General features: G+C 60.0%; 22 protein-coding genes and 1 tRNA gene. 12 read left to right on the plus strand and 11 right to left on the minus strand.

Going from position 1 to position 24,221, the window contains the following annotated elements; all coding sequences use genetic code 11:
* Positions 1-103 precede the first annotated feature (103 nt).
* The 3 genes from AC1DNI_RS16130 to AC1DNI_RS16140 all read left to right on the plus strand — a co-directional run bounded on the left by AC1DNI_RS16130 (position 104) and on the right by AC1DNI_RS16140 (position 3,482).
* Complete coding sequence (locus AC1DNI_RS16130) at positions 104-1,279, plus strand: phosphoserine transaminase (protein ID WP_477692567.1); 1,176 nt, start codon at positions 104-106, stop codon at positions 1,277-1,279.
* A gap of 74 nt (positions 1,280-1,353) precedes the next feature.
* A complete protein-coding gene (gene serA / locus AC1DNI_RS16135) occupies positions 1,354-2,949 on the plus strand; it encodes a phosphoglycerate dehydrogenase (protein ID WP_477692568.1) in 1,596 nt (531 codons plus the stop codon).
* A 17-nt stretch (positions 2,950-2,966) separates the two neighbouring features.
* Positions 2,967-3,482 (plus strand): GNAT family N-acetyltransferase, encoded by a 516-nt coding sequence (locus AC1DNI_RS16140; RefSeq protein WP_477692569.1) that lies wholly within the window; start codon positions 2,967-2,969, stop codon positions 3,480-3,482.
* On the opposite strand, the gene AC1DNI_RS16145 is transcribed toward AC1DNI_RS16140, so the two are convergent.
* Positions 3,460-4,371 carry a DMT family transporter gene (locus AC1DNI_RS16145; protein ID WP_477692570.1) on the minus strand — a complete coding sequence of 304 codons (912 nt, stop codon included), beginning with the start codon at positions 4,369-4,371 and terminating at the stop codon, positions 3,460-3,462. The two genes, AC1DNI_RS16140 and AC1DNI_RS16145, sit on opposite strands and share 23 nt — an antisense overlap.
* Before the next feature lie 192 nt (positions 4,372-4,563).
* Between AC1DNI_RS16145 and AC1DNI_RS16150 the strand changes: the two genes are divergently transcribed.
* Together AC1DNI_RS16150 and AC1DNI_RS16155 are read left to right on the plus strand one after the other, a co-directional pair.
* Positions 4,564-5,856, plus strand: a complete 1,293-nt coding sequence (locus AC1DNI_RS16150) for an adenylosuccinate synthase (RefSeq protein WP_477692571.1) — start codon at positions 4,564-4,566, stop codon at positions 5,854-5,856.
* Positions 5,857-5,903: 47 nt separating this feature from the next.
* On the plus strand, positions 5,904-7,580 hold the full coding sequence (locus AC1DNI_RS16155) for a hypothetical protein (RefSeq protein ID WP_477692572.1): 1,677 nt from the start codon (positions 5,904-5,906) through the stop codon (positions 7,578-7,580).
* A 66-nt stretch (positions 7,581-7,646) separates the two neighbouring features.
* Here the strand turns inward: AC1DNI_RS16155 and rpoH are convergent, their stop codons facing one another.
* Both rpoH and AC1DNI_RS16165 read right to left on the minus strand, forming a co-directional pair.
* A complete protein-coding gene (rpoH, locus tag AC1DNI_RS16160) occupies positions 7,647-8,555 on the minus strand; it encodes an RNA polymerase sigma factor RpoH (protein WP_027231278.1) in 909 nt (302 codons plus the stop codon).
* A gap of 231 nt (positions 8,556-8,786) precedes the next feature.
* Positions 8,787-9,791: an RluA family pseudouridine synthase gene (locus AC1DNI_RS16165; RefSeq protein ID WP_477692573.1), complete on the minus strand. Its 1,005-nt coding sequence runs from the start codon at positions 9,789-9,791 to the stop codon at positions 8,787-8,789.
* A 53-nt stretch (positions 9,792-9,844) separates the two neighbouring features.
* On the opposite strand from AC1DNI_RS16165, the gene AC1DNI_RS16170 reads away from it, so the two are divergent.
* Both AC1DNI_RS16170 and AC1DNI_RS16175 read left to right on the plus strand, forming a co-directional pair.
* On the plus strand, positions 9,845-10,243 hold the full coding sequence (locus AC1DNI_RS16170) for a fimbrial protein (RefSeq protein WP_477692574.1): 399 nt from the start codon (positions 9,845-9,847) through the stop codon (positions 10,241-10,243).
* An 84-nt stretch (positions 10,244-10,327) separates the two neighbouring features.
* Positions 10,328-10,402: transfer RNA gene (locus AC1DNI_RS16175), tRNA-Glu, on the plus strand.
* A 37-nt stretch (positions 10,403-10,439) separates the two neighbouring features.
* Here AC1DNI_RS16175 and AC1DNI_RS16180 read toward each other — a convergent pair.
* Complete coding sequence (locus tag AC1DNI_RS16180) at positions 10,440-11,153, minus strand: DUF2270 domain-containing protein (RefSeq protein WP_477692575.1); 714 nt, start codon at positions 11,151-11,153, stop codon at positions 10,440-10,442.
* Positions 11,154-11,241: 88 nt separating this feature from the next.
* Positions 11,242-12,468, minus strand: coding sequence for a TIGR03862 family flavoprotein (locus tag AC1DNI_RS16185; RefSeq protein WP_477692576.1), 1,227 nt, complete (start codon positions 12,466-12,468; stop codon positions 11,242-11,244).
* Between the two features lie 182 nt (positions 12,469-12,650).
* Between AC1DNI_RS16185 and AC1DNI_RS16190 the strand changes: the two genes are divergently transcribed.
* Together AC1DNI_RS16190 and AC1DNI_RS16195 are read left to right on the plus strand one after the other, a co-directional pair.
* Positions 12,651-13,289 carry a hypothetical protein gene (locus AC1DNI_RS16190; protein ID WP_477692577.1) on the plus strand — a complete coding sequence of 213 codons (639 nt, stop codon included), beginning with the start codon at positions 12,651-12,653 and terminating at the stop codon, positions 13,287-13,289.
* An 18-nt stretch (positions 13,290-13,307) separates the two neighbouring features.
* On the plus strand, positions 13,308-14,009 hold the full coding sequence (locus AC1DNI_RS16195; protein WP_027231284.1) for a hypothetical protein: 702 nt from the start codon (positions 13,308-13,310) through the stop codon (positions 14,007-14,009).
* Between the two features lie 45 nt (positions 14,010-14,054).
* On the opposite strand, the gene AC1DNI_RS16200 is transcribed toward AC1DNI_RS16195, so the two are convergent.
* On the minus strand, positions 14,055-15,245 hold the full coding sequence (locus AC1DNI_RS16200; protein WP_477692578.1) for an alpha-hydroxy acid oxidase: 1,191 nt from the start codon (positions 15,243-15,245) through the stop codon (positions 14,055-14,057).
* Positions 15,246-15,452: 207 nt separating this feature from the next.
* Here AC1DNI_RS16200 and AC1DNI_RS16205 point away from each other — a divergent pair, with 207 nt between their 5' ends.
* Entirely contained in the window at positions 15,453-16,376 is a 924-nt protein-coding gene (locus AC1DNI_RS16205; RefSeq protein ID WP_477692579.1) for a 2-hydroxyacid dehydrogenase, read from the plus strand.
* Between the two features lie 42 nt (positions 16,377-16,418).
* On the opposite strand, the gene purU is transcribed toward AC1DNI_RS16205, so the two are convergent.
* The 5 genes from purU to cobG form a co-directional block, all read right to left on the minus strand.
* Complete coding sequence (purU, locus tag AC1DNI_RS16210; protein WP_027231287.1) at positions 16,419-17,273, minus strand: formyltetrahydrofolate deformylase; 855 nt, start codon at positions 17,271-17,273, stop codon at positions 16,419-16,421.
* A 169-nt stretch (positions 17,274-17,442) separates the two neighbouring features.
* A complete protein-coding gene (gene cobJ / locus AC1DNI_RS16215; RefSeq protein ID WP_477692580.1) occupies positions 17,443-18,861 on the minus strand; it encodes a precorrin-3B C(17)-methyltransferase in 1,419 nt (472 codons plus the stop codon).
* The gene (locus AC1DNI_RS16220; protein WP_477692675.1) at positions 18,858-19,598 is read right to left on the minus strand and encodes a precorrin-2 C(20)-methyltransferase; all 741 of its coding nucleotides are present in this window, start codon (positions 19,596-19,598) and stop codon (positions 18,858-18,860) included. Before AC1DNI_RS16220 ends, cobJ begins: the two co-directional genes overlap by 4 nt.
* Entirely contained in the window at positions 19,598-20,224 is a 627-nt protein-coding gene (locus tag AC1DNI_RS16225; RefSeq protein ID WP_477692581.1) for a precorrin-8X methylmutase, read from the minus strand. Before AC1DNI_RS16225 ends, AC1DNI_RS16220 begins: the two co-directional genes overlap by 1 nt.
* The gene (cobG, locus tag AC1DNI_RS16230; RefSeq protein WP_477692582.1) at positions 20,224-21,588 is read right to left on the minus strand and encodes a precorrin-3B synthase; all 1,365 of its coding nucleotides are present in this window, start codon (positions 21,586-21,588) and stop codon (positions 20,224-20,226) included. Before cobG ends, AC1DNI_RS16225 begins: the two co-directional genes overlap by 1 nt.
* 111 nt (positions 21,589-21,699) lie before the next feature.
* Here cobG and cbiE point away from each other — a divergent pair, with 111 nt between their 5' ends.
* On the plus strand, positions 21,700-22,932 hold the full coding sequence (cbiE, locus tag AC1DNI_RS16235; protein ID WP_477692583.1) for a precorrin-6y C5,15-methyltransferase (decarboxylating) subunit CbiE: 1,233 nt from the start codon (positions 21,700-21,702) through the stop codon (positions 22,930-22,932).
* 178 nt (positions 22,933-23,110) lie between these two features.
* Positions 23,111-24,157 (plus strand): DUF475 domain-containing protein, encoded by a 1,047-nt coding sequence (locus AC1DNI_RS16240; RefSeq protein WP_027231293.1) that lies wholly within the window; start codon positions 23,111-23,113, stop codon positions 24,155-24,157.
* Positions 24,158-24,221 lie beyond the last annotated feature (64 nt).

Genomic DNA, 24,221 nt, shown 5'->3' on the forward strand with positions numbered 1-24,221 from the left:
AGCCAAACATATTTCTTGACTGCCAGCGACATTTCTCCTAGGTCCCGGAGTGGGCCACCTCTCCCCAACGAGAGGCGTGCTATCTGTGAGGATAGGAGAAAACATGACCACGCTTGTAAAGCCGGCCCAGCGCCCGGCTAATCCCAATTTTTCATCAGGTCCCTGTGCTAAACGTCCCGGATGGTCGCTTGCTGCGCTTTCCGAAGCAGCGCTTGGCCGTTCGCATCGCGCCAAGGTCGGCAAGACCAAGCTGAAGCAGGCCATCGACCTTACCCGTGAGATTTTGCAAGTTCCTGCCGATTACCGCATCGGCATCGTTCCGGCCTCCGATACGGGCGCCGTCGAAATGGCGCTCTGGTCACTGCTGGGCGAGCGCGGCGTCGACATGGTCGCATGGGAAAGCTTCGGCGCCGGCTGGGTGACCGATGTCGTCAAACAGCTGAAGCTCGCCGATGCCCGCACGATCGAAGCCGGCTACGGCGAACTGCCAGACCTTTCCAAGATCGATTTCGACCGCGACGTGGTCTTTACCTGGAACGGCACAACGTCAGGCGTGCGCGTTCCGAGCGGCGACTTCATCCCTGCGGACCGCAAGGGCCTCACCATCTGCGACGCAACCTCGGCCGCATTCGCACAGCGCCTTGATTTCGCCAAGCTCGATGTCGTCACCTTCTCCTGGCAGAAGGTTCTCGGCGGGGAGGGCGCACACGGCATGCTCATCCTCAGCCCGCGCGCGGTCGAGCGGCTTTTAACCTATAAACCTGCTTGGCCCCTGCCGAAGATTTTCCGCCTCACCTCCGGCGGCAAGCTCATCGAAGGCATTTTCTCCGGCGAGACGATCAACACCCCATCGATGCTCTGCGTCGAGGATTACCTTGATGCGTTGAACTGGGCGAAGTCGGTAGGAAGCCTCGATGGACTCGTTGCCCGCGCCGACAGGAACTTCGCGGCGATCGACGCCTTTGTCGAACGTACGCCATGGCTTGCCAATCTGGCAAAGGATCCGGCAACCCGGTCGAACACCTCCGTTTGCCTGACCATCGTCGATCCCGAGATCACCGCGCTCGACGCCGACGCCCAGGCCAGCTTTGCCAAGAACCTCGTTGCAGCGCTCGAAAAGGAAGCCGTCGCCTACGATATCGGCGCCTATCGCGATGCTCCGTCGGGTCTGCGCATCTGGGCCGGCGCCACTGTCGAGACGGCTGACCTCGAGGTCTTGATGCTGTGGCTGGATTGGGCGTTCGAAGCCCAGAAGGCCGAACCGAAGAAGGCCGCCTAGGTCTCCAGGCTAAAGCCGGCCGCAGCATTGCGGCCGCTCCTCCCATTTATCCGATTTCAACGATGGAGGCCATGATGGCACCGCGCGTACTCGTATCCGACAAACTCTCCCCCACCGCCGTCCAGATCTTCAAGGATCACGGTGTCGAAGTCGATTACCTGCCGGATCTCGGCAAGGACAAGGACAAGCTGCTTGAGGTTATTGGCCAATATGATGGCCTTGCCATTCGCTCGGCGACGAAGGTCACCGAGAAGCTGATTAGCGCAGCGAAGAATCTCAAGGTCATTGGCCGCGCCGGTATCGGCGTCGACAATGTCGACATACCGGCGGCTTCCCGCCGCGGTATCATCGTCATGAATACGCCCTTCGGCAATTCGATCACCACGGCTGAGCACGCCGTTGCATTGATGTTCGCCGTCGCCCGCGAACTGCCTGAAGCCGATGCTTCAACGCGCGCCGGCAAGTGGGAGAAGAACCGTTTCATGGGTGTCGAGATCACCGGCAAGACGCTCGGTGTTATCGGCTGCGGCAATATCGGTTCGATCGTCGCTACGCGCGGCGTCGGCCTCAAAATGCATGTCATCGCCTTCGATCCGTTCCTTTCCGAGGGGAGGGCGGAGGAGCTCGGCGTTGAGAAGGTCGAACTCGACGAGCTTTTGACCCGTGCCGATTTCATCAGCCTGCACACGCCGATGACCGACAAGACGCGCGGCATCATCAACGCCGACGCGATCGCCAAGATGAAGGACGGTGTGCGCATCATCAACTGTGCCCGCGGCGGTCTCATCGTCGAGAAGGACCTCGTTGCCGCCCTTAAATCCGGCAAGGTCGCCGGCGCCGGCATTGACGTCTTCGAAGTCGAGCCTGCTACCGATAACGAGCTGTTCCATCTGCCGAACGTCGTGTGCACACCGCACCTCGGCGCATCGACCAGCGAAGCGCAAGAAAACGTCGCCCTGCAGGTCGCCGAGCAAATGTCGGATTACCTGATCAAGGGTGCGGTTTCCAACGCGATCAACATGCCCTCGATCACCGCGGAAGAAGCGCCGCGCCTCAAGCCCTTCGTCAAGCTTGCCGAAGTGCTGGGTGCTTTCGTCGGCCAGGTCACGGAAGAGCCGATCGAGGAAGTCGAAGTGCTGTTCGATGGAGCGACGGCGGCGATGAATACGCGGGCATTGCTCAGCGCGACGCTCGCCGGTCTCATTCGACCGCAGGTTGCCGATGTGAATATGGTTTCCGCGCCGATCATGGTGAAGGAACGCGGTATCATCGTTTCCGAGATCCGCCGTGACAAATCCGGGGTTTTCGACGGGTATATCAAACTGACGGTGAAGTCGGCGTCGATGACACGCTCGATCGCCGGCACCTGCTTCTCCGATGGCAAGCCGCGCTTCATCCAGATCAAGGGTATCAACCTCGACGCGGAAGTCGGACAGCATATGCTCTATACGACCAACAACGACACGCCGGGCATGATCGGCTTGCTTGGCACGATCTGCGGCAACAACAAGGTCAACATCGCCAACTTCGCGCTTGGGCGCGACGCGCCCGGCGGCAATGCCATTGCCATGCTCTATCTCGACGAGCGCATCCCGGACAATGTCCTTGAGGAACTACGGATCAACAAGGCAATTGTTTCGGCCAAACCGCTGGAATTCAACATCGCTTGATTGTACGGATGTCGGTCATGGCATCCGAGCCCAGCGATCTCCGTTGGCGTTTGATGGAAGCGGGCGACCTCGCTTCCATCAATGCCATGGCCGACGCCATCCACCCGAATTTCCCGGAGGATGACAGCGTTTTTCGTGAGCGCATGCGGCTTTACGGCAATGGCTGTTTTGTGCTCGAATCGCCGGGAGGCGCTCTTCACGGCTACGCGGTCACCCACCCGTGGCAACTCTATGCGATGCCTGCGCTCAACAGCCTGCTCGTCGAATTACCCGCCCAACCTTCCACCTACTATCTGCACGATATCGCCCTCATGCCGACGGCCCGCGGTAGCGGCGCAGCGGCGCGCATTGTTGCCATTCTTGCCGAGCAGGCCAGGCGGGAAGACCTCGCCAATATGTCTCTGGTCTCGGTGAACAACTCGGTTGGATTCTGGGAAAAGCAGGGCTTCAAGACAGAAAACCTGCCAGAGCTTGCAGCAAAGCTCAAAACCTATTCGGAGGACGCGCGTTTCATGGTCCGCCAGCTTCGCTGATCGCGGCATGCTTGCGTCCGCTGAGTTCGGCGATCCAGATGCCGCCAAGCACGAGCACAAGGGCGATACCGTGGTAAGGGTGGAACTCCTCGCCGAGCAAGGCTACCGCGAGAAGTGTCCCGAAGATCGGGACCGCATTGATGAAGAGGCCGGCACGGTTGGCGCCGATATATTCGACGCCCTTAAGGAAAAGCACCTGTGCGGCGAGTGAAGGCAAGATAGCGGTATAGAGGACGACCAAGGCGCCGGTCGTGTCCGGTGGCATCAGCGCGCCGCGCTGCCATTCCCAGAGCGTGAACGGGATCGCGGTCAGAAACGCGAAGAAAGTCATTGCCGTCATCAGGCTCTGCCAGTTGATCGCGGGCCGGAACCGCAGCGCCACCGTGTAACCACTATAGAGCAGGACTGCGAGGATCATCAGCGCGTCGCCGAAATTGACTTCAAGCCGGGCCAGTTGGCTGAAGCTGCCGTGGCCCGCAGTCAGCGCCACGCCGACGAGGGAAAGGCTGAAGCCGATGATCTGCCCGGCGCGAACGGGCGTGCCGAACAGCAGGAGATTTGCAACGAAGATCACCATCGGTATGCCGGCCTGCTCGATCGTAACGTTAATCGCGGACGTATAGTTGAGTGCGCTGTAGAGCGCCATGTTGAAGAAGGTGAAGCCGAAGGCGCCAAGGGCGGCGAGCAACCACAAATGTTTGCGCAGCATTGTCCAGTCGCGCTGCACTTGTCTGACGCTGATGGCGGCAATGATCAGAAAGGCGAGCAGCCAGCGCAAAAGCGTAAGCAGCATCGGCGAGATATGGCCGACTGCAAACTTGCCGGCCACAGCATTGCCGCCCCAAAAAAGCGCGGTTAGCAGCAGAAATATGTAGGCGGTACGATTCATGTTTTGCAATCTATTCGGGGTGGTTGCGAAACCACTATCTGGATGCAACGGCAGGGACGTTTATTGCCAGGATAAAGGTAAATAGGTTGCGTGATAGCCGAAAGAATTGTCGCGCTTTTATGAACCAGCCTGTATAGAAGCACCGCATTTGAAGAAAAATGCACGACGAGGTTATGACTCGAGGAGTTTTGAATGGCAAATGTTGTTGTGATCGGTTCCCAGTGGGGTGATGAGGGCAAGGGAAAGATCGTTGATTGGCTTTCCGAACGGGCAGATATCATCGTTCGCTTTCAGGGCGGTCACAATGCAGGTCATACGCTGGTCGTCGATGGCGTCACCTATAAGCTGTCACTCCTGCCTTCCGGCGTCGTGCGTCCCGGCAAGCTGTCGATCATCGGCAACGGCGTCGTTTTCGATCCGCATGCCTTCATCGCCGAGAAGAAGAAACTCGAGGCCCAAGGCGTTGTCATTACCCCGGATACGTTGAAAATCGCCGAAAATACGACCCTGATCCTGTCGATCCATGGCGAACTTGATCGGCGGCGGGAAGCTTCGAACGCGGGCACCAAGATCGGCACCACCGGCCGCGGCATTGGTCCAGCCTACGAGGACAAGGTGGGACGCCGCGCCATTCATGTTCTCGACCTTGCCGATCCGGACACGCTGCCGGCAAAGATCGAGCGCCTGCTCGCGCACCACAATCCGCTTCGCCGTGGTCTCGGCATCGAAGAGGTCGATGCGGAAAAACTTCTCGCTGAACTCAACGACGCCGCACCGCACATCCTGCCCTTCATGGACCGTGTGTGGTATGTGCTCGACCAGAAGAAGCGGGCCGGCGAGCGTATCCTTTTCGAGGGGGCGCAAGGCACGCTCCTCGACATAGACCATGGCACCTATCCGTTCGTTACCTCATCCAACACCGTTGCTGGGCAGGCTTCCGCAGGTTCGGGCATTGGCCCTGGCTCCCTGCATTATGTGCTTGGCATCACCAAGGCCTACACGACGCGCGTCGGCGAGGGGCCCTTCCCGACAGAACAGCAGAATGAAGTCGGGCAGTTCCTCGGCGAGCGCGGTCACGAATTCGGGACAGTTACCGGGCGCAAGCGCCGTTGCGGCTGGTTCGACGCGGTGTTGGTGCGCCAAGCGGTTGCCAATAACGGCATCAGCGGGATCGCGCTCACAAAGCTCGATGTCCTCGATGGCCTTGAGGAGATCAAGGTCTGCACAGGCTACGAACTCGACGGCGAAGTGATCGATTATCTTCCGGCGGGGCAGGGTCAGCAGGCGCGGGTCAAGCCCGTCTACGAGACGCTCGAAGGCTGGAAGGGAACCACGGCCGGCGCACGGAGCTGGAGCGAGCTTCCGGCGCAGGCAGTCAAGTATGTGCGCTATATCGAGGAATTGATCGGCGCGCCGATCGCTTTGCTGTCCACCAGCCCCGAACGCGACGACACGATACTTGTTACCGATCCGTTTCATGACTAGACTCGGATTGTCCTAGAATCTCACAGCAAAACCATAGGTTTGGGTGAATGGCAGACTTCGTTGCAGTATTGAGGAAGACAATTGACGGGATCGCGGACCCAACGCCCGAACTTCGTCAACGTGTATATGCAAAAGCTCGTGCAACGATTGAGCAGAAGCTTGCGGCGCTGAATGCGCCGGAAGCCGCGGCGACGCGCCAGATAAGGGCGCTCGAAGACGCCATCGCCGAGGTAGAGTCGGAATTCACGCCGGCCATCGAGGATGCGCCGCCACCGCCAGCGGAAGCAAAGCCGGTCGCCCCGCCACCCTCATCGACGCCGCCGCACTTCAAGTTTACGCCCATTATGGATCCGGAACCGGAGCCTGAAATCAAGGCGCCGGAGCCCCTGCCTGCACCGCCGGAGCCACCCAAGCCCGCGCCCAGCGTGGCGCCGGGCTTCACGAAGATAGGTTCGCAGCCTGATGCGCTTGAAGATTTTCTGACAAGTCACGGCGCCGGCATCAACAAGCGGAGCGAGCCTGAGGACGACAGGCTTCCTGACGAAGATGTATTGGCAGAATCCGCAACCGGGTTTGCCGCAGGCAATAAATCTGGCCGAGGCCCGGAAGAAGAAGACGAAAACGATCTGACGGTCGCCGCGGAAGATCGCGGGGCGGGCGATTATGGCGTGTACACGCGCGGCCCCCTGAAGCGCTCGGCGCCCAAGAAGTCGCTGGTGCCGCTCCTTGCCATTCTTGGCCTTCTGCTGGTCATTGCCGGTGGCGGCTATGCAGGATGGGTTTACAAGGACAAGCTTTCCGAACAAGCTTCAGCGGCCAAGACCTGGCTTGCCAGCCTGACCAGTTCCAAGACCGAACCGCAGGCCCCTGCGGAAACCGCCAACAATGCGCCGGCCACGACACCTGCCGAGCCAGCCACGCCTGCACCGACGCCGCAAGCCACTGCGCCGGCCGCAACGCCGGAGAGCACCGAGCCCAAACCCGAGCCGAAGCTTACGCAGCGCCTCATGCCGGATGGGCAGGAGGTCAATCCCGGTCCCGCCAACGACAAGCCTTCGCTCGGTGAGGGAACGTCCGTTGCAGCATCGACACCGGACCAATCGGCAAAGCCGGCTGCACCCCCGGCGGAACAGCAGGCCGCAGGCCAGACGCAGCAGCCGGCCGCCCTGCCGATCGGACAGAAAGCCTTCTTCTATGAGGAACGCTCCGGGCAGGAAGCCGGAACCGCCGATGCTGGCGCGGTCGTCTGGTCGGTGGTGCAGGAATCCCCCGGCAACGACCTGCCGCCGGAACCTGCGATCAAGGCCGAGGTCACCATTCCTGGCCGAGGCATAAACCTGCGCATGATCATCCGGCGCAATGGCGACAAGACTTTGCCCGCGAGCCATCTCGTCGAGATGATCTTTACCGTTCCGGAAGGCTTTCCAGGCGGGTCGATCGAAAATGTCTCGCGCATGACCTTCAAGGATACGGAACAGGCGCCGGGCAGCCCGCTCGTCGCCATACCGGCGAAGATCGCGGACAATTTCTTCATCATTGCAATGAACGACGCGAAGACGGCGGTCGATACCAACATGGCCCTGATGGGCCGCCAATCCTGGATCGATATTCCGATTGCCTACAAGACCGGACGCCGGGCGCTGATCACGCTCGAAAAGGGATTGCCCGGCGAGAAGGTTTTCAACGACGTCCTGAAATCCTGGGCAGACAAGGCGGGCGGTTAGGATTACGCGTGATGATATGAAAAAGGCCGCTTCGAGCGGCCTTTTTTGCGTTCAGTGCTGGCCGAACTAGCGACTGTCACTCATCGAGACGAGCGCCTTCTGCTGCTTGATGGCGGCTGCCTTGACCGCATCCTGCACCTTTTCGAAAGCGCGGACCTCGATCTGGCGTACACGCTCGCGGCTGATGCCGAACTCGGTCGACAGATCCTCGAGCGTAACGGGATCATCCGCCAGGCGCCGCGCCTGGAAGATACGGCGTTCGCGATCATTGAGCGATGACATCGCACCGGAAAGCATTTCGCGTCGGCTTTCGAGTTCGTCCTGCTCGATCAGCATGTCCTCGGCACTGTCGTGGTCGTCGACCAGCCAGTCCTGCCAGTCGCCGCCTGCCTCGCCGTCGGCCGAGCGGATCGGCGCATTGAGCGAAGCATCGCCGGAAAGGCGTCGGTTCATCGAAATGACCTCGTCTTCCGATACGCTGAGCCGCGTTGCGATCTCCTTGACCTGTTCCGGGTTCAAATCGCCATCGTCGAGCGCCTGAATCTTGCTCTTCACCTTGCGCAGGTTGAAGAACAGGCGCTTCTGGTTGGCGGTCGTGCCCATCTTGACCAGGCTCCACGAGCGCAGGACATATTCCTGGATGGAGGCCTTGATCCACCACATCGCATAGGTTGCAAGACGGAAGCCGCGCTCCGGTTCGAAACGCTTCACGGCCTGCATCAGGCCGACATTGCCTTCGGAAATGACTTCACCGATCGGCAGGCCATAGCCGCGATAACCCATCGCAATCTTGGCGACGAGACGCAGGTGGCTGGTGACGAGTTTGTGTGCCGCCTTCGGATCGGAATGCTCAAGATACCGCTTGGCGAGCATGTACTCTTCTTGCGGTTCGAGCATCGGAAAGCGTCGGATTTCTTCAAGGTAGCGGGTCAGTCCACCATCCCCGCCGAGAACACTAGGAAGATTTTGGGCCACAGGGCACCCTCCTCATTTGAAATGGACCCCCATTATCGGCAGGTCCGCAACGTCCGGCCACCCACAAATTGGCGCTGGCGGATTCGTGCCATCAACATATAGGTACTATTTTGTCAAAATCACGATCTATTAAGCGACGAAACAAGCTGTCACATAAACGTGAACAATGAAGTCATGTTTGGGGTGTGCGTTCAGTAAAACGTGGCATGGCAAAGAATGTTCCGCCGCTTATTAAAGCGCAGTTGTGCGGAAGGCGTCAAGTAACTCGGCCATATCCGCTGGCACGGGCGCTTCGAAGTGCATGACCTCACCTGTCGAAGGATGTGCAAAGGCGAGAAGCTGCGCATGGAGCGCCTGGCGCGTAAAGCTCTTGACGATCCCCTGAAGCGGCTCGGCCAATTTGTTCGCCTTGGTCTTATAGGCGCTGCCATAGTCGAGATCCCCGACGAGGGGATGGCCGATATGCGCCATGTGTACGCGTATCTGATGCGTGCGCCCGGTCTCGAGCCGGCATTCGATCAAGGCAGCAAGGGCGGTCGCGTCGTCCTTCGCGCCGAATTTCTCCATGACCTCGAAATGGGTGACGGCGTGGCGCGCGTCGTCACGCTCCTCACGTACGACGGCCTGCTTGGTGCGGTCGCGGTGGGATCGGCCGAGGGGTGCGTCCACGGTCCCGGTCTTGCGATCGGGCGTGCCCCAGACGATCGCGAGATAGGCGCGTTCCAGATCGCCCGTCCGCCCGTGGTCCGCAAACTGCGCGCTCAGATGGCGATGCGCGAGATCGTTCTTCGCAACGACCATGACGCCGCTGGTTTCCTTGTCGAGGCGATGGACGATGCCCGGGCGCCTTACACCGCCAATGCCCGATAATGTATCGCCGCAGTGGTGGATCAGCGCATTGACGAGTGTGCCGCTCCAATTGCCGTTGCCTGGATGGACGACGAGGCCGGCGGGCTTGTTGATGACGATGAGATCGCTATCCTCGTAAAGAATATCGAGGGCGATCTCCTCGCCCTGCGGCGTTGCGTCCTCGGGTTCGGGGACGGCGATCGCGATGCTCGCGCCTTCGCGCAGCTTGTGCTTGGCTTCGCGGATAACCTTGCCGTCGATGCTGACCTGGCCTTCGCCGATGAGCGACTGGATGCGATTGCGCGACAGATCGGGCGCCAATTGTGCTGAAAGCCACGCATCCAGCCGCTTGCCAGCCGCTTCGCTATCGGTAATTAACTCTTTCAAAGACCGCGTCCCTTCGTTACAGAGGCTTGGTTTCGAACCTCGGAGATGCCTTAATGGCTCAAATCAACCAAGAACTCGATGCGGAAGAACAGCCGCTCGATCCGGCGATGGAGCGGGTGCGCCGCAAGATGATACGGCTTCTCGCCGTATCCATCGGCATCATGGTTGTGGGTCTTATGGCCGTGCTGGCGGCGATTGTCTACAAGATTAACCAGCCGGTTCCCGAGGTCGCAGCGGCAGCGCACCAGACGGTTCCGGGGGAGCCTATCGGCGAGGCATTGGCCGGCGAATCGATCACGCTCGAACCCGGCACGCGCATCCTTTCCCACAATCTGTCGAACAATTCGCTTTCGCTGGAAACGCGGCTTGCCGACGGCACGCGGCAGATTCTGGTCTATGACGTTGCAACGAAGCGCGTCGTGGCGCGCATTGGCGAAGCTCCCGGGAAGTAGGGCAGCCAGTCGGATTACGACAGTGACAAATCATTATTGCACTTTGCCGCCGGCTTGATTATACCGCCAGAAGCAACTCGCTAAGCGCCCATCGTCTAGCGGTCAGGACGGCGCCCTCTCACGGCGCAAACAGGGGTTCGATTCCCCTTGGGCGTACCAACACTTCCTCTCATCTACGTTTATAGACTCTCGTCGTTCAGACGTGGACTTCGCCGTGCTCTTTTTCGTCGGGGTCGGTCAGCAGCGCGAGATAGCCGAGCCACACATAGAACATCACCACGCCGGCCACCACGAGCCAGCCGGGGAGCGGTCCAAAGGTGGCGTTGCGGACGATCTCGGCCAGCGACCCGGCCACATCATGTACCGCCCCGCCATCCTGCAGTTTCGGCGTCGAAATCTTCAATACCCAGGCGAGAAGCAGGACCAGGAACATCCAGATATAGTTGCGGCGCAGCCGCCGCGACATTGCTGCCCGGGTCGAGATCATGAATTTCGGTCTGCGCAAATCCTCGCCGATGAGGTGGCCCCATTTCGTGTCCGGTTCTGGCATCGGATCGAGGATCTGAGCGAAATAGTGCTTCTCGAGCTTGCGCACGCGGCCACGATAGACATCGAAAAAGCGGTATCGGCGGGCCTCGATCAGGAGCAGCAGCTGTACCAGGATCATGGCGAAGATCAGGACGCCATGGTGGGACGTCGGCGTTGAAAGGGACAGGGAAAGCATTGCCGCAACGCCGGTGATGGCCCAGTTGGTCGTTCGGTCTATCCGGTCGCGCCAGCCTGCCATGCGGCCCATTTCCGCCCGGTGATAGTGCGCGACAACGGTAATGTATTCAGCTGAAGTTGCCGGCAGGGGCGGCGCCGTCCAGCGTGTCTCCCCGCCGGCTGCGGCATCTCGAAGGTCGTCCATATCAGCCTCCCAACCGATATTTTGCCCCCTTAAGGAGAGTACATCAAACAGACGGAATATGCTGAAAAATCATCGCCAAGCGGCGTTTTCAATTATCCAGAAATGCCGCCATGCCGTGCGCCGCGGCGCGCCCCGTGGCAAAGCAGGCGGTGAGCAGATAACCGCCGGTCGGCGCTTCCCAATCCAGCATCTCGCCGGCGGCAAAGACGCCCGGGATCGACTTGAGCATGTAATTGTCGTCGAGGCCCTCCCATTTTATGCCGCCGCCCGATGAGATGGCTTCGGCGATGGGGCGCGGCCGAAGCAGGGGCAGTTTCAAGCTCTTTATGCTTGCGGCGAGACGCAACGGGTGGGCAAGATCGGCCGGACTTGCATAGGCCCTGAGGAGCGCCGACTTGACGCCGTCGATGCCGGCGCCCTTGCGCAGACGATTGCTGAAACTTGCCTTGTTATCCTGGCGCGCAATGTCGCGGGCAAGCCGCTCCTCGCTGCGTCCAGGCGCAAGATCGAGCACCAGTTCTGCCCGCCCCTCACGCTGAAGCCGGTCGCGCAATGCGGCGGAGTGGGCGTAAACCAGGCTTCCCTCGATGCCATGGGTGCTGATCACGAATTCGCCGGGCAAAGTGCCTGCATCCGATGTTGCCGTGACCGACTTCACCGGCACGCCTGCGAACCGCTCGCGAAATCCGTCATCCCAGGCGACGTCGAAGCCGCAATTTGCCGGACGAAGGCCCGCCATCGGCACGCCTTTAGCGGCAAGCAACGGCTGCCAGCGTCGGTCAGAGCCAAGTTTGGGCCAGCTCGCGCCGCCAAGCGCCAGCAGCGTGGCATCGCTGTGGATGATTGTTGGTCCGTCAGGCGTTTCGAATGCGTAGCCGCCTTCGGCAAAGCCAATCCAGCGATGACGCGGGTTGAGCACGACACCGCGCTGCCGCAACCGGGCAAGCCAGGCGCGCAGCAAGGGCGAGGCTTTCATGACCCTAGGAAAGACACGGCCCGAGGAGCCAACGAAGGTCTCAGTGCCAAGTTCGGCCGCCCACTGGCGGACATCGTCCGGCGTAAACGCGTCGAGCGCCGCGCGCAGGTGATCGGAGGCAAGGCCAAATCGCCCGGCAAATCGGGCGTAAGCTTCGGAATGCGTGATGTTGAGCCCGGATTTTCCAGCAAGGAGAAATTTCCGGCCAAAGGTCGGCATGCTGTCGTAGACGGTGACAGTATAGCCGCCCGATACCGACAACACGTCGGCGGCCATCAGTCCGGCCGGTCCACCGCCGATGATTGCGACCGCTTTGACTCGTCGCGGTTCATTTGACATTTAAGTTTCCCTCCGCAGCGCTCATCGCCCAATCATCCGTCGACAAAGCATTCAACTACACCATGTTGACTCGCGATGGTGCCCAGTACATTAGTCGTACGACGAAAGTCTAAAACGAAGTGTGCGCGTAGCCTTCAAAAAGGTGATTCCACGCCGCCCGGACGAGCAACACGAAACCATTAATGTCTTCCATTCCCCATCACAGCGAACGCAAGACGATGTTCATCGTCGGTAACGGTCCGATCAAGGACAATCTCTCCGAGGATGTCGATCGTGCAGATTGTGTTGTTCGCTTCAACGAGCCCAAGTCGTCGAAGGGCATGTCGGGGGTCAAGACCGACATTCTGTTCGTGTGCAATTCCGGCAAGCCGATGCAGCGCCGCCTCACCGATCCGAACTATTTCGGCTCTCCGATCGTCCAGGGCGCGACCGAAGTCATTTTTGCCTATCACCCGCAGATCATCGCCGAATATTTCCGCCAGCCGCATCTGCTCTCGCGGCTCAAGGGCCGGCGCGGTGACTGGACATTGCAGGCAATCGACGCTTTCGGCGCAGCGGGCAAATCGGTCCTGATCCTGCCGCCCCGGTTTTACAAGGATGGCTGTGCTGCGCTCGGTATTCCCGAAGCTGCGCGCCGGGAGGTGTTCCCGAGCACCGGCTACTTCGGCCTGACCTATATCCTCCAACATTATGACCCGGCGGAATGGAAGATCGTCCTTTGCGGGTTCAGCTGGGAAGGCTGGCGCCGTCACTCCTGGGGCGACGAGCGCAAATGGGTCATGGACAGGGTTGAACAGAACATCCTCAACGTCATCGTATGAAGCTGGAAGCGAGGTCATATGAACAGGGAACTTGACATCTATATTGGTTGGGATTCACGCGAACCCATTGCCTACGAAGTTGCAAAGAGCACTATCCTCAAACATGCGAGCATTCCGGTCAACGTGATCCCGATCAAGCTTGAAGAGCTTGTCGAGAAAGGCGCCTATACCCGCGATATCGACCCGCTGGCTTCAACCGAATTCACCTATTCGCGCTTCTTCACCCCGTGGCTTGCCGGCTACAAGGGCTGGGCGCTGTTTTGCGATTGCGATTTCCTGTTCTTCTCCGACGTGGCCAAGCTTCTGGATTACCGCGACGAATCGAAGGCAGTCATCTGCGTCAAGCATGACTACACGCCCAAGGAAGGCACCAAGATGGATGGCAAGGTGCAGACCAGCTATCCGCGCAAGAACTGGTCGTCCTTCATGCTGTTCAACTGCGAGCATCCGTCAACGCGCCAACTGACGCCGGAATTGATCAACCGCGAAACCGGCGCCTATCTCCACCGGATGCAGTGGGCGAAGGATGATGAGATCGGCGAAGTTCCGGTCGAATGGAACTGGCTCGAAGGTTGGAATGAGAAGCCTGCCAGCGGTTATCCCAACGCCGTGCATTTCACCAATGGCGGCCCGTGGTTCAAGAATTGGCAGAACGTCGATTATGCCGATGAATGGCGTTCAGCGGCAGACGCGGTCGATCCCAACTGGAAGGCGATCTGAATTGTGAAAAAAGCCCCGGGCGACCGGGGCTTTTTGTGCTCCTGCTTATGATGCGCGCTTGGTCTTGACTTCGGCCATGCGCGGTTTGGTTTCGAGCCCGCTCTTGTAGAGATTGTTGCGGTCGAGGTTCTTCACGTCGCGCTCGCCGCACAGCGCCATGGTGATGTCGAGTTCCTTGCGGATGATTTCGAGGGCTTCGCTCACGCCCTGCTTGCCGCCAGCGCCGAGGCCGTAAAGGAAGGCGCGTCCGATAAAAGTGCCCTTTGCGCCGATGGCGAGTGCCTTCAGGACATCCTGACCGGATCGGATGCCGCCGTCGAACAGCACTTCAATCTTGTCGCCGACTGCGTCGACGATTTCGGCCAGCACAGAAATCGAGGAGGGCGCGCCATCGAGCTGACGTCCGCCATGATTGGAGACGATAATCGCGTCGGCGCCAGTCGATACGGCCATCTTTGCATCTTCGACGTCGAGAATGCCCTTGATGATGATCTTGCCGCCCCAGCGTTCCTTGATCCAGGCGACATCGCTCCAGGAGAGGCGCGGGTCGAACTGTTCCGCCGTCCAGACCGAGAGGGACGAGAGATCGCCGACGCCCTTGGCGTGGCCGACGATGTTGCGGAAGGTGTGCCGTTTTGTCTTCAACATGCCGAGGCACCATTGCGGGCGCGTCACCATCTGCCAGATGTGCTTCGGCGTGAATTTTGGCGGTGCGGAGAGTCCGTTGCGAATATCCTTATGGCGCTGGCCGAGAATCTGCAGGTCGAGCGTCAACACCAGGGCGGAGCATTTGGCAGCCTTGGCGCGGTCGATAAGATTGTAGATGAAATCACGGTCGCGCATCACGTAAAGCTGGAACCAGAACGGCTTCGTCGTCGCTTCGGCGACGTCCTCGATCGAGCAGATGCTCATGGTCGAAAGCGTGAAGGGGACGCCGAACTCTTCGGCCGCCTGTGCCGCCAGGATCTCGCCATCGGCATGCTGCATGCCGGTGAGGCCGGTCGGCGCCAGAGCCACGGGCATTGATACCTTCTGGCCGATCATCGTGCTTTCCAGCGTGCGGTCGGTCATGTCGACGGCTACGCGCTGGCGCAGCTGAATCTTGCGAAAATCCTCTTCGTTGGCGCGATAGGTGCTTTCCGTCCAGGCGCCCGAATCCGCATAGTCGAAGAACATCTTCGGTACGCGCCGCTTGGCAATTCGCTTCAGATCATTGATTTCAACTGATTTTGACATTTTTCCGTCCCGAGGCCTTGGTCCTTGTTTTTCATACTAATTGATAGGGTGGCGCAAGCACCAGAACCAAATTACCGCGCCTGACGGTTTTAATCATATACGGGTGCATATTTCACATATAAATTATTCCGTAAGGGTTTGTGTTTGCGTCATCAGTTTCGCTATGGTCAGGAAAGCCCATTGAATAGAACGAACAGGATGTGACGAATGCCAAAGCAACCGCTTCTCGTACTCGGGCCCTTGATGCCCTATCTCCTTGAAGAACTCGAAAAGCGCTATGCGGTGGAAAAGCTCTACGAGGAAAAGGATGCGCTCGGTTTCCTCGAAAAGAATGCAAGCCGGTTTCGCGCCGCTGTAACAAGCACGTTTACCGGGCTAAAGGCCGACATGATCGACCTTTTGACGGCGGTCGAGATTGTTTCGTCATTCGGCGTCGGCACGGATTCTCTCGATGTTGCCTATGCGGAGAAGAAGGGCATCAAGGTCGCGAACACGCCGGATGTACTCAACGAAGATACCGCCAACATGGCGATCGTGCTCCTCCTTGCCGCAACCCGCGATCTTGTGGCCAATGATCGCTTCGTGCGCTCAGGGCGCTGGGCAAGGGGTGAGAATGCACCCCTTGCGCTCGGCATCGAAGGAAAGAAGGTCGGTCTCGTCGGGCTCGGTCGCATCGGCAGCGTCATTGCGCGCAAGCTTGAGGCATTTGGCTGCGACGTCGTCTATCATACCCGCAACAGGAAGCCGGACGCGCCCTACACCCATTATGACGATCTCGTCGCCATGGCGCGCGACTGCGCTGCCCTTGTCGCCATCCTGCCCGGCGGCGCGGCGACGCAGGGAATTATTTCACGCCAGGTGCTGCAAGCGCTCGGTCCTGAGGGAACTTTCGTCAACATTGCGCGCGGTACCGTCGTCGATGAGACCGCACTCGTGGAACTGCTGCAGTCAGGCGAACTGGGCCGCGCCGGCATCGACGTGTTTGTCGACGAACCAAATGTTCCAGAGGCGCTGTTCAAGGTCGATAATGTGGTGCTGCAGCCGCATATGGGCAGCGCGACGGTCGAAACCCGGAAGGCAATGGCCGACCGGGTCGTCTCGAACCTCGAGAAATATTTCGCGGCTAACTAACTTTCCCAAGCCGGCTGCGGTCGCAGCCGGTACCGTGTCTGCCTAGCCGAAAACCACGGTCTTGTGGCCGTTGAGCATGACGCGGGATTCGAGGTGCTTCTTCACCGCGCGGGCGAGCACGCGGCTTTCGATGTCGCGGCCGGTGGCGACAAAGTCCTCGGCGCTCATCGCATGGCTGACGCGCTCGGTCTCCTGCTCGATGATCGGGCCTTCGTCGAGATCCGGCGTGACGTAATGGGCGGTGGCGCCGATCAGCTTCACGCCGCGCTCATGCGCCTGGTGATAGGGCTTTGCGCCCTTGAAGCTCGGCAAGAACGAGTGGTGAATGTTGATTACCTTGCCGTAGAGCCGCTTCGAAAGGTTGTCGGAGAGAACCTGCATGTAGCGGGCGAGAACGACGAGATCGGCGCCGCTGTCCTTGACGATCTTCAGGAGCGTTTCTTCCTGGTCGCGCTTGTTGTCCTTCGATACCGGCAGGACGTAATAGGGAATACCCTCGTGCTCGGCGAACCGACGGCTGTCCTCATGGTTGGAGACGATGGCGGCAACTTCGGCATCGAGCCAGCCAACGCGGATCTGGTAGATCAGATGTTGCAGCGCATGGTCGAACTTCGACACCATGATGATGATCTTCGGCTTTTTCGCCTGATCGGCGAGGCTCGTCTTCATGTCGAAGCGGTCGATGGCGGGCTTCAGCCCCCGTTCGACATCGTCCTTGGTCGTCCCTTCCGCCGCGGTGAAAGCGATGCGCATGAAGAAGCGGTTGGTCTGCCGGTCCCAGAACTGGTTGCTCTCGGCAATATTGGCATCCATGCCGGCAAGTTCGGTCGTCACCGAGGCGACGATGCCGGGACGGTCTTCGCAGGTCAGGGTCAAAACGTAATTCTTGTCAGGCATGGTAGCTCCGGATGCAGGCATTCTGGTCTTGGCGGATCATAGTGAGCGCCATTGAAGGGCGGCGATACAAATGCGAAGTGCTCAGTCCTTTTTCCGGCATCGGCGGGCAGCGTCAAATGAACTTTCCTCACTCAACGATGAGTTTTATCGCGAAAGGGCCCGCGGCACGTCAGGATTGCGGCTTCGTCCCATACCAACGCGGCGTATAGACCCAGGTGCCACCATCGGCGCGGGGGAAACTTACCGTATGGGACGATCCGACGATCACCACCGTGCGCATATCAACTTGCTCCGGTGTCAATTCGCCAAGGGTGATGGTCCGCAGCGTTTCGCCCGGCCTGCCTACGTCGCGGCCGAGAACCACCGGCGTCGAGGCACCACGATACTGACGCAGAATTTCGATCGCGCGCGGCAGCTGCCATGGGCGCGGCTTGGAAATCGGATTGTAGAAGGCCATGGCAAGGTCCGCCTCGGCGGCAAGCGCGATCCGCTTCTCGATGATCTCCCAGGGCTTGAGATTGTCGGAAAGCGAAAGAATGCAGAAATCGTGGCCGAGCGGGGCGCCACTGCGGCTTGCCGTCGCCATCGCCGCCGAAACGCCGGGCAGAATTTCGAGCTCGACGGCATGCCAGGCCGGATCTTGCGATTCGTGCAGCGCCTCGACCACTGCGGCGGCCATGGCGAACACGCCGGGATCGCCGGAGGAAATCATCACCACGGAACGGCCGGTCGCGGCCAATTCGAAGGCATGGCGGGCGCGCTGCATTTCCTCGCGATTGTCGGTCATGTGGATCGTCTGATCCGGCCGGAATGCGCCCGCCATCCGCACATAGGTTTCATAGCCAAGCACATCTTCGGCTCGTTGCAGCGCCTGTTTGACGGCCGGAATCATGAAGTCAGGGTCACCGGGACCTAGACCGATGACGGACAGACGGCCGCGCTTTCGAGGGGCAGGACTGTTCTGCGGCACAGACTGAAATACGAGCTCGCCTTTTTTGGGAGCAGTATCGTCGGAGGTTACGCGAATGAGCAGATCGGCGTTATCATCGACGGGCAGGCGCGCCTGCTCGAGCCAGGGAGCATCGCCCTCGATCCGCACCGTCTTGCCGGCGAGCAGATCCGCGATGAAGGTCTTTGCATTCTCCGGATTTTTAAGCACATAGCCCGGCGGAGGATTGAGCAGGCACGTGCCGAAATGCAATTCACCGGAGGTGGTGATCGCCGGATTAACATTCAGGACGGCGGCGATCTTCCTCGCGAGGACGTTGACGCCGGTGGTGCCGCCGAGCAAGGGAACGACGGCAGACCCGTCGTCGGCGCCGGCAAGAACGGGGGGCTCGCCTGTCTTGTTGCCGAGAAGCGGCGCCAGCGAGCGTATGGTGATGCCGGCGGCGCAAAGGGCGAGAATAGCGTTGCCGCGCAAATAGTGCTCGCGGATCGTGTCGCCGAAATTGGCGAATGTCTCGTCGGCGCCCTCAACGCGGCCCTCGAGCCCGAGGATCATTGCGCCCTCTATACCCGCCTTGATGCGCCGCGCCGTTTCGATGCCGCGTACGGAAAGCACGAAAATGCTGAGCGGGCGGGTCATTCGCCGCTGCCTTGCCACTTCTCGCCCGGAACGAGGATGAGCGAAAAATAGGGCGACGTTTCCGGATCGACCTCGGCGAGCGGAATGATCCGTTGCGCTTCCATGGTCGCCCGTTCGACGTAGAGCGCGCGGTTCATGAGGCCAAGCTCTTCGATGACGCCCCGAACCTTGCCGAGGTTTTTGCCGAGCTTCATGATTGCCGCTGCCTCCGTGGCGGCAAGGCGCGTCTTCAAATCGTCTGCAGGCAGGACGCCGGACAAAACGGTAAGCGTCTGATTACGGTAGACCAGCGGCGCGCCCAGCACGGCTGCGCCGCCGAGAATCGAGCAGACGCCGGGCACGACTTCGGTCTCGTAATCTTCCGCCAGCCGGTCGTGGATATACATGAACGAGCCATAGAAGAACGGATCGCCCTCGGCGATCACGGCGACGTCGCTGCCGGCATCGAGATGGCGGCGCAACAGGCCGGTGATTTCACCATAGAAGTCGCTGACGATCGCCTCGTAATTCATATGCGCCGGCAGGATCTCAGTTGTAACCGGATAGACGAGCGGGACCAGAAGCTGATTGTCCCTGAGATACTGTTCGACGATGGTCAGCGCGTTGCCCTTCTTGCCTTTGGCGGCATGATAGGCAACGACCGGCGCACCCTGCAGCAGGCGCAGCGCCTTCAGGGTGATGAGTTCGGGATCGCCGGGACCAACGCCCAGCCCGAAGAGCCGCCCCTTTTGCGGCATCATTCCTTCTCCGAGGCAAGCGCGTTGATGGCTGCCGCCGCCATGGCGCTGCCGCCGCGCCGCCCATGCACGACGACATAGGGTATGCCGCGGCTGTTTTCGGCGAGAGCAGCTTTCGATTCCACGGCGCCCACGAAACCGACGGGAAAGCCGAGGATAAGCGCAGGCTTCGGAGCGCCAGCATCGATCATTTCGAGGAGGCGAAAGAGCGCGGTCGGCGCATTGCCGAGGGCCACGACGGAGCCGGCGAGATACGGGCGCCAGAGTTCAAGCGCCGCGGCCGAGCGGGTATTGCCGAGTTCGCGCGCCAGTGTCGGTACTGACGGATCGTTCAGCGTGCAGACGACGTCGTTATTGGCAGGAAGCCTTACGCGGGTGACACCCTCGGCCACCATGCGCGCATCGCAAAGGATCGGCGCACCGTTCAAAAGCGCGTTGCGGCCGGCGGTCCCGGCACCTTCGGAGAAGGCGAGGTCATCGATGACGTCCACCATGCCGCAGGCATGTGCAACGCGCACGGCCAATTTTTCGAGATCGGCGGGGATCCGGCTGAGATCAGCCTCGGAACGGATGATGGCGAACGAGCGATCATAGATCGCCTGGCCGTCGCGAATATAATCTAGCATTAACTGGCCCCAAAATTCTTGCCGATCAAATCGGCCGCTTCCTCGATAGTGACATTGGCAGCCAATAGCTTGCCAAAACGCGACGGTCCATTGGTCGCTTGCAGAAAGATGTCATAGTGGCCGGGCGCTGTCGCAACCAACGTAATGGGACGTGCCCCGGGCGATGCGCAGGATTTCATGCAGCCGCTCACATGTATCTGCGGCGAAGCTGATGTCGGGCCCAGCAGGGCAGCAAGCTTCAACCCGTCGGCCTGGGTGGCGGCGAGGGCGGAACCGCAACCGGCTGATCCCGAACAACTGATCATCGTTGCGAGCGGCGTTTCAGGGTCTGAGCGCAGGCCCAACGCTTCGAGTCGAGCGAGGACGCTCTGGGCCCCAGCCTTCGCAACGCCCGGCAATAGGATGCTTTGCCAGGGAGTCAGGCGCAGGTGGCCATTGCCCTGTTCTTCAGCCAGCGCAGCAAGGGCGACGAGCATATCGGGATCAAGACGGCCAAGGGCCGGCATGGCGCCAATGAGACAGGTGCTTGCGCTCTCAATGAGGACGCCGAGGTGTCCATGCGCCCGAGGCTGGCGTCTTAACCAATCGGCAGAAGCAGCGTGTCCTACTGAATGGCCGAGCCGCCGCTCCAACAGCTGCAGAAAGTCTGCCTCCCCAATCTCCGCAAGAAAGTGGCGCATGCGCGAGGCGGCGGGGTTGCACCGGCTCCATTCGAGAAACAGGTCGATAATGCTGGTAACGACCGCAAAGACCTCATCGCCGTTGACCCTCCCGAGCGCCGGGCGATCGTCTCGCCCCGTTGGGGGTACTCCGGCGATGCCGAATGCAAATTGCGACGCCTTGCTTTCGGGATCGATCGGGCTAACCCAGATATCGTGCGGGTGTTCAACCATCGCGACAGTCTCGCCGCCATCGACGAGCACCGAGAATTTCGGGGATAGCGTCTGATAGCCGGCATTGAGTTGCAAGGCCGTGAGCAGGCGGAGGGCGAGCGGGCGAACATCGACAAGCGCATGATCGACCCCGGCGACCGGACTGACCATAACGTTGCGCACATCGTCACCGCGATCCGTGAGCGGCCCAAGTCCGGCATCGAGCAACGCCGCTATTAGCGGCGCTTCCGTTTCCATACGAACGCCGCGTATCTGCAGGTTTGCGCGGTTGGTGATCTCGATGACCCCATTTCCGAACTTTTCCGCCGCTTCGGCTACCCCCCGTGCCTGTTCGGCGCTGAGTTCGCCGAAGGTGAGCTTTACCCGGCAAATGCCGCCATCAAGCGCCTTGGCCATGCGAAACAGGCCGGGACAGGCGGAACGCCGGTCTTCGATAGTAAAATTCGGGGCAATTGGCGCGCGCTGACTCATGGTTTGACGGTTTTACAGGATGGCCGGCAGCGTGCCAACAGCGATGACAGGAGCGGCAGGCGCGTTGGCCGTTTCGTTGACCTCACGTCTGCTTTCGGGCATGCATGGGCCATGAACGAGGAAGAAATCACGGTACAGTGGCTGACTGTAATTGGAATCGGCGAGGACGGTTATGGCGGGCTTGGCGAAAACGCGAGGCGCGCTCTTGCCGAGGCCGGAACCATTTTTGGCGGCAGGCGCCATCTGGAACTCCTGCCCGAAAATCTCGAAGCAAAGCGCGTTGCCTGGCCGACACCGTTTTCCGACGCCTATCCCATGCTGCTTGCTTTACGCGGTCACCCCGTCGTGGTGCTCGCCAGCGGCGACCCTATGCATTTCGGCATGGGCGCGGCGCTGACGCGCCATATCGAGCGCAGCGAGATGCGAATACTTCCTGCCCCGTCCTCGTTCGCGCTCGCAGCCGCTGCAATGGGCTGGCCCATCCAGGAAAGCCAGTTGCTCAGCGTTCATGGCCGGCCAATCGAGACGCTGTTCAAAGCCTTTGTTCCCAACGCCAAACTCATCGTTCTTAGCAATGACGGCGATACACCCGCCAATGTGGCGGGAATGCTCGCCCAGCGCGGATTTGCTGCCGCCAGGCTGACAGTGCTCGAACATCTCGGCGGACCGGATGAGCGCCGGATTGATGGCGTTGCCGGCTCCTGGGATCATCCGCGATGTGTGGATCTCAATGTCATGGCCGTCGATTGCGGCGCGGTCGGCCAGGAAACGCGAACCTTTCCGCTGCTGGCCGGTTTGCCGGATGACGCGTTCGAACATGACGGACAACTGACCAAACGTGATGTCCGTGCCGTGACGCTGGCGCATCTTGCACCGCTTCCCGGCGAATTGCTGTGGGATGTCGGAGCAGGCTGCGGTTCGATCGGCATCGAGTGGATGCGCAGCCATCCGATGTGCCGGGCGCTGGCAATCGAAGCCAACGACAAGCGGCAGCAGCTCATTTTGCACAATAGCCGCGCGCTCGGCGTGCCGGACCTTCATCTTGTTCGCGGCGAAGCGCCTGCAGCCCTGGCCGAACTGCCGGCTCCGGACGCGATCTTCATCGGCGGGGGCGTCACCGACCCCGATGTACTTTCAACCTGCTGGGCCCACCTGAAACCTGGCGGTCGCCTCGTCGCAAATGCCGTAACCATCGAAGGCGAAATGACGCTCGTCGATTGGCGCAGGAAGCATGGCGGCGACCTGACCAAGCTTGCGGTTTCTCAGGCGCAACCGCTTGGAAGCTTCGACGCCTGGCGTGCTGCGCTGCCCGTCACCATCTATATGGTTCGAAAGACCAATTGACCGCCTGCTCGTGGACGAGACAGGATTGAGACAGGTTTGTGGGGTTTAAAGACAGTGGGAGGATTGCAATCGAGTGTGAAATCATATTGAACGGCGCATAAACCGTCTATGCGGTGGTTATGGCCGTTCTGAGTTCCCATCTTGATAGCAATCAGGGAGTTTCAAGCAGGAAACGCGCATGGCAACGTATAAATATTTCACCTGGCCCTTCATTTTTACATTTGTTGGTCTCGCGCTCGGTACTTGGATCGGTTTCATTTATTCAGGAACCGTACAGGGTGCACTTTCGGTCCTTTTCATTTGTGCTGTCCTCGGCATCCTCGAAATCTCGCTGTCTTTCGACAACGCCATCGTCAACGCCAAGATCCTGCGTGACATGACACCAACGTGGCAGCGGCGCTTCCTGACGTGGGGCATCATAATCGCCGTGTTCGGCATGCGGATTATCTTTCCCCTGGCAATCGTCGCCATTGCGGCCTGGATCGATCCGATTTCGGCGCTGAAACTCGCCATTTCCAATCCGGAAGAATATGCCCGCATCATGCAGGACGCGCATGTCTCCATTGCTGCATTCGGCGGCACTTTCCTGCTGATGGTCGGCCTGAAATTCTTTTTCGACCACGAGAAGGACGTCCATTGGATCAAGGTGATCGAGGCCAATGCCTCCCGCTTTGCCTCGATCCAGGGTATTGAGGTCGCGGTTGCGCTGCTTCTCATCATATTCTTCTCGCGCCAACTCGAGGGCGAGGAATCGGTGACGTTCCTGACGTCGGCCATTTACGGCCTCTTGACCTTCCTCTTCGTCGAAGGGCTGGGCGCGGTTCTCGATGCGACCCAGGAGCAGATGGACACGGTGCACAAGGGTGGGCTCGGCGCCTTCCTTTACCTCGAAATGCTCGATGCCAGCTTCTCGTTCGATGGCGTTATCGGGGCATTTGCCCTCTCGACAAATCTCTTCGTCATTGCGATCGGCCTTGGCATCGGCGCCTTCTATGTTCGGGCGCTGACGATCATGATGGTCGACAAGGAAACGCTCGGCCAATATCGCTACCTTGAGCACGGTGCCTTCTACGCGATCCTCGTTCTCGCCCTGATCATGTATTGCCAGACGCTGGTTCACATTCCGGAGGTGATAACCGGCGTGATCGGCGCAGCGCTCATCATGTTCGCCTTCTTCTCCTCGATCCGCTACCGCCGGCGTCACGGCGAAACCCAGGAGGCTTGAGGCGGAACAAACGGCGACGCTGTGGCATCCGGAACCAGGAGCATCTTCCAACGGTTGAGCCCTT

This window comes from Phyllobacterium sp. 01N428 (assembly GCF_056399405.1).